At 65.6% G+C, this 9,449-nt stretch carries 8 protein-coding genes and 1 riboswitch; all 8 genes read right to left on the reverse strand.

Features of this window, described 5'->3' with window-relative positions; genetic code table 11:
* Nucleotides 1-28: 28 nt before the first annotated feature.
* Nucleotides 29-640, reverse strand: a complete 612-nt coding sequence (gene cobO / locus A6D6_RS10945) for a cob(I)yrinic acid a,c-diamide adenosyltransferase (protein WP_159660752.1) — start codon at nt 638-640, stop codon at nt 29-31.
* Nucleotides 641-657: 17 nt separating this feature from the next.
* Nucleotides 658-1,980 (reverse strand): cobyrinic acid a,c-diamide synthase CobB, encoded by a 1,323-nt coding sequence (locus tag A6D6_RS10950; protein WP_159660753.1) that lies wholly within the window; start codon nt 1,978-1,980, stop codon nt 658-660.
* A gap of 243 nt (nt 1,981-2,223) precedes the next feature.
* Nucleotides 2,224-2,988, reverse strand: coding sequence for an ABC transporter ATP-binding protein (locus tag A6D6_RS10955; protein ID WP_159660762.1), 765 nt, complete (start codon nt 2,986-2,988; stop codon nt 2,224-2,226).
* Nucleotides 2,988-3,980, reverse strand: coding sequence for a FecCD family ABC transporter permease (locus tag A6D6_RS10960; RefSeq protein ID WP_201303766.1), 993 nt, complete (start codon nt 3,978-3,980; stop codon nt 2,988-2,990). The genes A6D6_RS10955 and A6D6_RS10960 overlap by 1 nt, the downstream gene beginning before the upstream one ends.
* A complete protein-coding gene (locus A6D6_RS10965) occupies nt 3,967-4,860 on the reverse strand; it encodes a cobalamin-binding protein (RefSeq protein WP_236564076.1) in 894 nt (297 codons plus the stop codon). Before A6D6_RS10965 ends, A6D6_RS10960 begins: the two co-directional genes overlap by 14 nt.
* A gap of 18 nt (nt 4,861-4,878) precedes the next feature.
* Nucleotides 4,879-6,756, reverse strand: a complete 1,878-nt coding sequence (locus tag A6D6_RS10970) for a TonB-dependent receptor domain-containing protein (protein ID WP_159660754.1) — start codon at nt 6,754-6,756, stop codon at nt 4,879-4,881.
* A 158-nt stretch (nt 6,757-6,914) separates the two neighbouring features.
* A riboswitch (cobalamin riboswitch) is annotated at nt 6,915-7,175 on the reverse strand.
* Nucleotides 7,176-8,213, reverse strand: coding sequence for a threonine-phosphate decarboxylase CobD (gene cobD, locus A6D6_RS10975; protein ID WP_159660755.1), 1,038 nt, complete (start codon nt 8,211-8,213; stop codon nt 7,176-7,178).
* Entirely contained in the window at nt 8,210-9,100 is an 891-nt protein-coding gene (gene cbiB / locus A6D6_RS10980) for an adenosylcobinamide-phosphate synthase CbiB (RefSeq protein WP_255461653.1), read from the reverse strand. Before cbiB ends, cobD begins: the two co-directional genes overlap by 4 nt.
* Nucleotides 9,101-9,449 lie beyond the last annotated feature (349 nt).

The following is a 9,449-nucleotide window of genomic DNA, read 5'->3' on the forward strand; positions in this document are numbered from 1 at the left end:
ACTGTTCACTGTTAACTATTCACCGCCTTTAAAGCTCTATGCCTTTCTGCGCCTTCACGCCAAGATCCTTGAACGCGTGCTTCACCACTTTCATTTCGGTGACGGTGTCGGCCAGCTCGATCAGCGGCTTAGGTGCGTAACGGCCGGTGACCACCACGTGCTGCATTTCCGGGCGGTCCTGCAGGTCATCCAGTACAGTATCCAGATCCAGATACTCGTAACGCAGCGCGATGTTCAGTTCATCCAACACCACCAGCTTGTAGTCCGGGTCACGCAGCATGCGGCGCGCCTCGGCCCAGGCGGCTTTGGCGGCGGCCACATCGCGTTCGCGATCCTGGGTGTCCCAGGTGTAGCCCTCTCCCATGACGTGGTAGTCCACCAGCGGCTGCGCACGGAAGAAGCGCTCCTCGCCGGTTTTGAACGCCCCTTTGATAAACTGCACCACACCCACTTTCATGTCGTGGCCCAGGGCGCGCGCCGCCATACCGAAAGCGGAACTGCTTTTGCCCTTGCCGGGGCCAGTCAGCACCAGCAACACACCCTGGCTGTTTTGCGCCCGGGCGATCCGTTCCTGCATGATTTTCTGTTTTTTCGCCATGCGGTCGGCATGGCGTTGCGGGGTTTTGGCGTCTTCACGCATGATCCGTCTCCCTGCTTTCAATGATCGGACATTTTGCCTGCAAACAATGCCGCCACCGCTTCCGGCGCCGACGGGAAATAGCCGTGAAAGTAACTGGCGGTCAGAGTGCCTTCACGGAACACCGGCTCCCCGCCAGTGCCGCTTTGTTTTTCACTATGCTGATCCGGCACACGTGGCGTTTCCAACCTGGAGTAGTGGAAGGTATGCCCACGCAACTGCCCTTGTGGCAATGACAGCGCGTGCAACCCCAGCCCCTGCAAGCGCCCCATCATCAGTGCTTCGCCGGGCAGCAGGCCCAGCATGGAATGGCGCCGGCCCTTATTGTCCACCAGTGTCTCCATGCAATACATCAGCCCGCCGCACTCCGCCAGGATCGGCTTGCCTTGACGATGGTGGTCACGGATCGACGCCCGCATGGCCAGGTTCGAGGATAACGCGCCGCCATGCTGTTCCGGGTAGCCGCCGGGCAGCCAGAGCGCCTCCGCCTCCGGCATCCCCCGATCGTGCAGGGGCGAAAAGAACCGGAGCTCGGCGCCCATGGCGGTGAGCAAGTCCAGGTTGGCCTGATAGAGAAAACCGAAGGCGGCATCCCTGGCCACCGCGATGCGGCGCCCGGCCAACAGCGCCGCCGGCGGCGGCGGACAATCGGCATTCAACGTGACTTCCTCCGGCAGGCGATCCAGGCCGGCCTCCGCCAGCACCGCCGCCACCGCATCCAGACGCCGGTCCAGATCGGTCAGTTCCTCCGCCTGCACCAAACCCAGATGCCGCTCCGGTAAAGCCAGATCGGAATGACGGGGCACCGCACCCAGCAACGACAGATCCGCCGGCAAACCTTCCGCCAGCATTTCACCATGACGGGGACTGCCGATGCGATTGGCGATCACCTGCCGCAGTCTCAACCCGGGACGGAACCTCGCCAGCCCCTGGGCCAGTGCGGCGAATGTCTGCGCCATGCCGGCCGCATCGATGACCGGAATCACCGGCAGGTCGCACATCCGTGCCAGATCGGCACTGGAAGGCGAGCCATCGAACAGGCCCATGGCCCCTTCCACCAGCACCAGGTCCGCCTCACGGGCGGCCTCGGCGAGACGCCAGCGGCATTCCGCCTCGCCGGTCATCCACGGCTGCAGTTGGTACACCGGCGCGCCGCTGGCGCGGGCCAGGATCATCGGGTCGAGATAATCCGGACCAAACTTGAATACCCGCACACGACGGCCGGCGTTGCGGTGCAGGCGCGCCAGGCCGGCGGTGATCAGGGACTTGCCCTGCCCCGATCCGGGTGCACTGATCAGAGCGGCGGGCGCGCGGCCCTCCACTCGGGAAACCGCTTGTGTCATGGATGGCGGTCCTTATGTCATGGCTGCCCCGCGATTATGGGTCTGGCCACTTACACGCAACACGCTGGCACCTTCTTTAAGGATCACCTCGAAGCCACCGTGGGAAGCTGGCTGGCAAGCGAATGGCCAACGACCCGGGGGCATTCGCGGCCAAGGCCGCTTCCCACAGCGGCTTCGTAGTCCGGTCTCGGCGTATTGCGTGTATGTGAATCGTGGAACAGCGGTGGTCCTTATGTCAGAGAATCACCCCGGCAAAAATACCCGGGTGCCATTTACTTCGGTGATGATCAGCGACTGCCGGTACAACCGCTCGAGCGCCTCCGGTATCAGCATGGCGTCGGCGGGCCCATGGCACAGCTCACCGTCGGGATAGAGCAGCAGGGCCCGGTCGCACCAGCGCGCGGCCAGGTTCAGATCGTGCAGGCACAGACACAGGCCCGCGCCCTGTTGCGATTGCTGTGCCAGCAACCGCATCACCGCCACCTGATGGTGCAAGTCGAGATGGTTGGTGGGCTCGTCCGCCAACCACAATGCCGGCTGTTGAGCCAGGGCCGTGGCCAGCGCCAGACGCTGCCGTTCACCGCCGGACAGGGTGCTTACCAGGCGCTGTTCCAGATGACTCAAATCCAATAGGCGCAAAGCGTTCCGGGCCTGTTCCAGATCCGCCGCGGTTTCCATGCGCCACGGCGGCAGGAACGGATGCCGGCCGATCAGCGCGGTCTCCAGCACGGTGGCGGGGAAGCCGTCCTGCCGTTCCTGAAACACCACCGCCAGCCGTTGGGCGACCTGACGGCGGCGCCATTGAGACAGCGGCTTGCCATCCAGCAGCACCTGCCCGGAACGTGGCGCGCGCAATCCCGCCAGAGTGTGCAGCAAGGTGGTCTTGCCGGCGCCGTTGGGTCCGAGAATGCCCCAGCGTTGTCCCGGTTCAATGCGCAGACTCAGCGCGCGCCCGGAGACTCGCCCGGGCACATCGATGATCAGCTCGCGGGTTTCCAGCACGCTCATCATCGGCTCCGGTACAGCAGGAACAGAAATACCGGCACACCCAGCAAGGCGGTGATCACGCCCACCGGCAGTTGCTGCGGTGCCAACAGGATACGGGCCAGGGTATCCGCCAGCGTCAACAGGGTCCCGCCGGCCAGGGCGCTGGCCGGCAGGATCAAGCGCTGATCGTTGCCCAGCACCAGACGCAACAAATGGGGCACGATCAGGCCAACGAAACCGACGCTGCCGGCGGTGGTCACCGCCACCGCCGTGACCAGGCTGGCCAGCACATACACCGAGGTTTCCAGTGGCCGCACCGCCACGCCCAGCGCCGCCGCTTGCAGCGGCCCGCGCGCCAGCACATTGAGTGAACGTCCCATCGGCAGCATGGCCGCCACCGCGATCACCAGTACCAGCCAGGCCCAGCCCGGATGCCTGGCATGGGCGAGGTCGCCCATCAGCCAGTACAACATGCCAGGCAGACGTTCCGTCGGACTCATGGTGAGCAGAAAGGTGATCACCGCGCCCCAGCCCGCCGCCACCACCACGCCGGTGAGCAGCAGACGGGTCGGGGTCCAACTGCCGGAGCCCCGCGCCAAACCGAACACCAGCAGCGTGGACAACAAAGCGCCGGCGAACGCGGAGCCGGACACCAACATCGCTCCAGCACCCAGCAGCATGGCGCCAAGCGCGCCGACGGCGGCACCGCCGGACAATCCGAGCACATAAGGATCGGCCAGTGGATTGCGCAACAGCACCTGCATCAGAGCGCCGGCCAGGGCCAGCAGCCCCCCGGTGGCGAACGCGGCCAGCGCACGAGGAGCACGCAGTGACCAAATCAGATCCCGCTGCAGCTCGTTGCCACCGCCGGTGAACACCGCCCACAGATCGGCGGCGCCCAACGGCACGCTGCCCACCGCCACCGCCAGTGCCATCGCCAGCCCCCCCGCCAGCGCCAGAACCCACAGAGCGGTCCAGGGGTAGGCGCGCGCCGGCGCGTCAACGCCGGGCACGGGCCTGCTCCAGGTGTTTGCACAGACGGCGGGTGCCTTCCAGCATGCGCGGCGTGGGCCTCTGCAAGGTGGAAGGCGGAACGAAGAACAGATTGTCGCGACGCACCGCGGTGAGCGAGCCGAACTCGCGCCAGGGGTCCAGCCAGGCCGGATTGTCCTCGCCCATGCCGCCGGCGATGATCACCTCCGGGTCCGCGCCCAGCACCGCTTCGCGGCCGATTCGCGGCGTCAACGCCGGCAACTCGCCAAACACATTGACGCCGCCACACAACCGAATCGCTTCGCTGATCAGGTGCCGGTCGTTCACCGTCATCAACGGCTCTTCCCATACCTGATAGAACACGGTGATCGGTTTGGCGTCGCCGTGGCGCTGGCGCAGAGCATCGATGCCGGCGCGGAACTGCTCCGCCACCGGCTTGCCCAGCTGCTCGGTACCGGCCAGTCTGGCGAACCGTTCCAAAGTCGTGCCGATCATTTCGAAGCGGACCGGTTCGCTGTAATAAACGGTGAGACCAAGCCGTTCCAGCTGTTCGGTCTGACCGGCCGGATTGCCGCTGCGCCAGGCGATCACCAGATCCGGCTTGAGCGCCAGGATCGCTTCCAGGTCCAATCGTTTGTAACTGCCGACCCGGGGCACTTTGCGCGCCGCTGGCGGTTCGTCGCTGAAACCCACCGCACCCACCACCTGCTCGCCAGCGCCGGCGGAAAACAACAGCTCCACCGCCCCCGGCGACAACCCCACGATACGTTGCGCGGGATGCTCCAGGCAGACTTCACGGCCGACATCGTCCTCGACGCAACGGGGTGCCGCCATGGCGGCCAGGGGCAACAGCGCGATCAGTATCGTGAATACAGTCCATTGCCCCATTCTGGCCACCATAACGTTCTCCCGTTGCGATCAGCGGATATCGTAGCGCACGCTGACGAACACGGTGCGGCCGGCGTTGAGATAATGCCAGCCGGAATAGTTCCGCGCCGTGGCGTATTCCTTGTCGAATACGTTCTTCACCGAGACCCGGGTGGTCCAGTCCGGGGCGAAGCGCCAGCTGGCGCGCAGGTCCAGCAAGCCGTAGCCCGGCAGGCGCTGGGTGGCGGCGGCGTCGTTGTAGCGGTGATCCTGGAACACCGCGCTGCCGCCCAGTGACACGGATCCGAAATCCCGGTCCACATCGAAACGCACGCTCTTGCGGTTTCGACGCTGTAACAGCTCATCGGTTTCCTCGTCCTTGGGATCCAGTACGGTGACTGCCATGGCCAGACGCCACTGATCCAGGTCGAGACCGGTTTGCAGTTCGGCGCCGCGAATGCGTGCTTCGTTGACGTTATAGGGAAGGTATTTGCCGTCCCGCAGTTCCGAGGCGATCAGATCCTCGACATCATTCTGGAATACCGACAGATCCCAGAAGCCACGGCCGTACTGCCCGCGTATGCCTATTTCCTTGTTTTCGGATTTTTCCGGCGACAGGTCCGGATTGCCGAAGCCCGGATAATAGAGTTCGTTGAAGGTCGGCGCCCGGAAGGCGGTGCCGTAACTGACACGAAGGCGGTGATATGGGTTCAGCGCGTAACCGAGGGCCATGCCGCCGGTGCTCTTGTGGCCAAAGGCTTCGTTGTCGTCATAGCGCACGCTGGCTTGCGCATCCAGATCACCGACAGTGGTCATCAACTGGGCAAAGGCCGCCTTGTTCTCGCGGTTGTCCAGACTGTATTTCGTGGTGCTTTCGATGTCGTCACGCAGATACTCACCACCGACGATCAGTTCCACGTAATCGTTCACCAGGAAGTGGTTCTTCAGATTGACGGCTCGGGTCTTGGTGTTGAAGGTGCTGGTCAGATCACCGTCGGTGAAATTGTCGTTCTCATCCTTCGCTTCACTGACTTGCAGCTGCATCAGCCAGTCATCGGACACCAGTAATTCACCGTGCAGAGCCCCTACCTGGATCAGGTAATCGGTGTCTTCCCGGGTGGCGGCGGTGCCGGGCTCAAACTCGGTGTTGCCCTCGGCGCGGAACCCCATCACGCCGATTTCCGCTCGCTCACCGAAGCGATGGCTCAGTTTGACGATGCCGGAGGTATTGTCGTAACCGCGATCATCGCCGTGCTCACGCAGGCGGGTGCCGTCGGTGTCGAAACGGTTTACCGCCATGCTGTAGCGGGTGCCGTCTTTTTCACCGGCCGCACCGCCGCCGATGGAACGGGTGCTGAAGCTGCCACCGCCCAGTTCCAGCCAGGCGCCGGGCTCACCGCTGCCGTCCGGGGTGAATACCTGAACCACGCCGCCCACGGCGTCGGAGCCATAGAGACTGCCGCGCGGCCCCCGCACCACTTCCACCCGGTCGATCATTGATGGCGGCAGGAACTGCCAGGACGGCGTGCCGCCGGTGGCGGGCCGGATACGCACGCCGTCAAGTAACAGCAAAGTGGAACTGCCACTGGTGCCGCGCATATAAACGCTGGTGGTTTTGCCGAAAGCGCCATTGCCGATGATATCCACCCCGGGCTGAGCGCGCAGAATGTCCGCCATTTCCAGCGGTTGTTGTTCTCGCAAGGTTTCTTCGTCAATCACCGCCACCGGCGTGAGACTGGCGCGGGCGGTTTGCGTGGTCATGCTCGGCGTCACCACCACCGGATCAAGCCGATTCTCGTGGGGTTTCACTTCCGGCAATGACAGCTGCGCCAGCAAGATGGGATCGGTTGGGGTTTCCCCAGCATGGGAGGTAGTGGCACACAGGCCGATAACGGCGGCGGCCACCGGTGTCAGTTTGAATCTGGACATGGCACGAATTTCCCCTGGCCGTGCTCACCCGCACGGCGAATGGTGTCGTGTCACGGCGGGACATCCGGGAGAGGCGGCGGAGGCAAGCCACGAAAGCGGGCGTGGGAAACGCCCTCGCATCACCCGGCGGTCGCCCACCGCGACGCCTGGCGGAGAGGCACGCCTCTCCCCTTCGGGCCGGTATCCGGACTGATGAGGTGGAAGGTGGAACACCTTCCGTCGCAATCACCTTCCCATGCCTGGGGCACAGTGGTGGCGGCCGGCGCCGGACCGGTCGCGGATCGCGGTGTACTCAATCACCGTTGCGGGGGCAGCGTCGGATTCACCCCTGGTAGCTGCTCGGAACCCAGGGCACACCGACTTCCCGTTTAACCCGTGGCCTGGCAGGCTCACGGGCACCCGAAAGTGGCGCGAAGCTATCAATCTGGCCTCGGCGGGTCAATGATTTCCCGCACTGCCGGCTCGGCCAGGGCCCGTTCCAGCCGTTTCCAGGCGGCGTTCTGGTCCGGCGGCAGGCCGACGCGCAGGGCCGGCGGGTCACCGAAAGCACGCACCAGAATCCCCTCCTGGGCCAGAGCCCGGGCCAGGGCGTCGGCACCGGGGTGCGGACAATACAGGAACAGATCAGTGCCACCGGCCACCCTCAGTCCCGCTGCGCTCAATAACCCGGACAGGCGTTCCGCCGCCTGCCGGCGCCATTGCCGGTTTTCGCGTTGCCAGGCGTGGTCCGCCAGGGCGCCCGCCATTACCGCCTGCGCCGGGCCGCTCAGGCTCCAGGGGCCGAGCGCCCGCGCCAGCTGTTGCAACAACGCCGCTTCGGCGAAAACCCAGCCGGCACGCACGCCAGCCAGCCCGAACGCCTTGCCCAGGGAACGCAGCAGCACCAGCCCCGGCGTCCCGGTATCGGCGGCGACGCTCATTGCCGGGTCATCGAGAAAGGCTTCATCGACCACCAGCCAGCCACCGCGATCCGCCAACCGCCGGCACCAGGCCAACAGCCGTTCCGGCGGCAGCCGTTCGCCGGTGGGGTTGTTGGGATTGATCCAGACCAGCACATCCAGTTGATCCAGCGCCGCCTCCACCTGATCACTGCCGAGACCACGCACCTGGTGACCGGCACGCCGCCAGCACAAGGCGTGCTCGCCATAACCCGGCACCGGCACGCCGACCCGGCAAGGCGCGCGCAACAACGGCAGTTGCTGAATCGCCGCCTGGCTGCCCGGCACCGCCAGACAGGCCGCCGTTGAAGGCGCGCCCACCCATTGACGGGCCAGGTCCGCCAGTCCCGGGGCCGGCTCCGGCAACCGTTGCCACACTTCCGGTGGCAGCGGCGGCACCGGCCAGCCCTTCGGGTTGATGCCGGTGGACAGATCCAGCCAGTCCGCCTCCGGCCGCCCCCAGAGCCGGGCCGCCACCCGGCGGCCGCCACCGTGGTCACGTTCCCAGTCCCGGCTCATGGGTTCCCCACCGACAGCAATACACTTCCGGTCACCGCCACCAGCAACCACAAACCCAGGGTTCTCCGCAGCAGCCGCAGAGAGGCGTCGATGGTCGCCGCCTCCGCCGTCGGGCCCTCCCCCAGCACGGGCCGTTGCCGCCATTGACCGTGATAGGGCGCGCCGCCACCGAGCGATACGCCCAGCGCTCCGGCGCCGGCGGCCATCACCGGGCCGGCATTGGGACTCGACCACTGCCGGGCCTGCCGGCGCCAGCAGGACAGCGCCAAACGGGTCTGACCACAAAGCGCGTAACTCAGGGCGGTAAGACGCGCCGGCACCCAGTTGAGCACATCATCCAGACGGGCCGCGGTTTTACCGAATCGCTCGTAACGCTCGCTGCGATACCCCCACATGGCGTCCAGAGTGTTGGCGGCGCGATGGGCGACGACGCCGGGCAATCCGGCCAGCAGAAACCAGAACAGCGTGGCGAACACGGCGTCGGCGCCGTTTTCCAGCACCGATTCAGTGGCGGCGGTGGCGACGCCGGTTTCGTCCAGAGCGGCGGTGTCCCGGCTCACCACCCGCCCAACCGCGGGCAGATCAGCGCGGGCCAAGGGCCGCGCCACCGCCAGGGCATGTTCGTGCAAACTGCGCGGTGCCATTGCCAGCCACAGCACCAGCACCTGCAACGGCCATAGCAGCACCGACGGCAACCACCACTGACAGAACGCCGCCACCAACACCGGCCCGCCCACCAGCAACAGGGTCGCTTTGACGCCGGCTCCCCCGCTGCGGTCGGGTTGCCGGTTCCAACGCCGTTCCAGAGCCGTGGCCCAGCCGCCGAACACCACCAGAGGATGCCCGCGCCGGGGCTCCCCCAAAGCGGTGTCCAGTAAAACAGCCAATACGCAAAGCCAGGCGCCCATGGATTGTGGAGACCATCCCAATGAAATGAGGCGCCAAGTCTAGCGTGGGCGGCGGGGTGGGCCTAGCCGGGTGGCCTAGCCGGACGCCGATAATGCAAAACCAGACCCAACGCCCTGGCAAGCACTAAAACGCTTTTTTATGGTTCATCGCGGCTTAGCGGGAAGGGGCACTCCGCATGGCCGCGAATGCCCTGGGCCGTTGGCGATTCGCTTGCCAGCAAGCTTCCCACAGCGGCTTCGTGGCATGATCCGTGGGAGACCAGCTTGCTGGCGAATGCGGCCTCTGGTGTGGGGTATTCGCTTGCGGACACGCTCCCAGAGCGGCTTG

Source organism: Alcanivorax xiamenensis (genome assembly GCF_009846745.1).
Classification (GTDB): Bacteria; Pseudomonadota; Gammaproteobacteria; order Pseudomonadales; family Alcanivoracaceae; genus Alloalcanivorax; species Alloalcanivorax xiamenensis.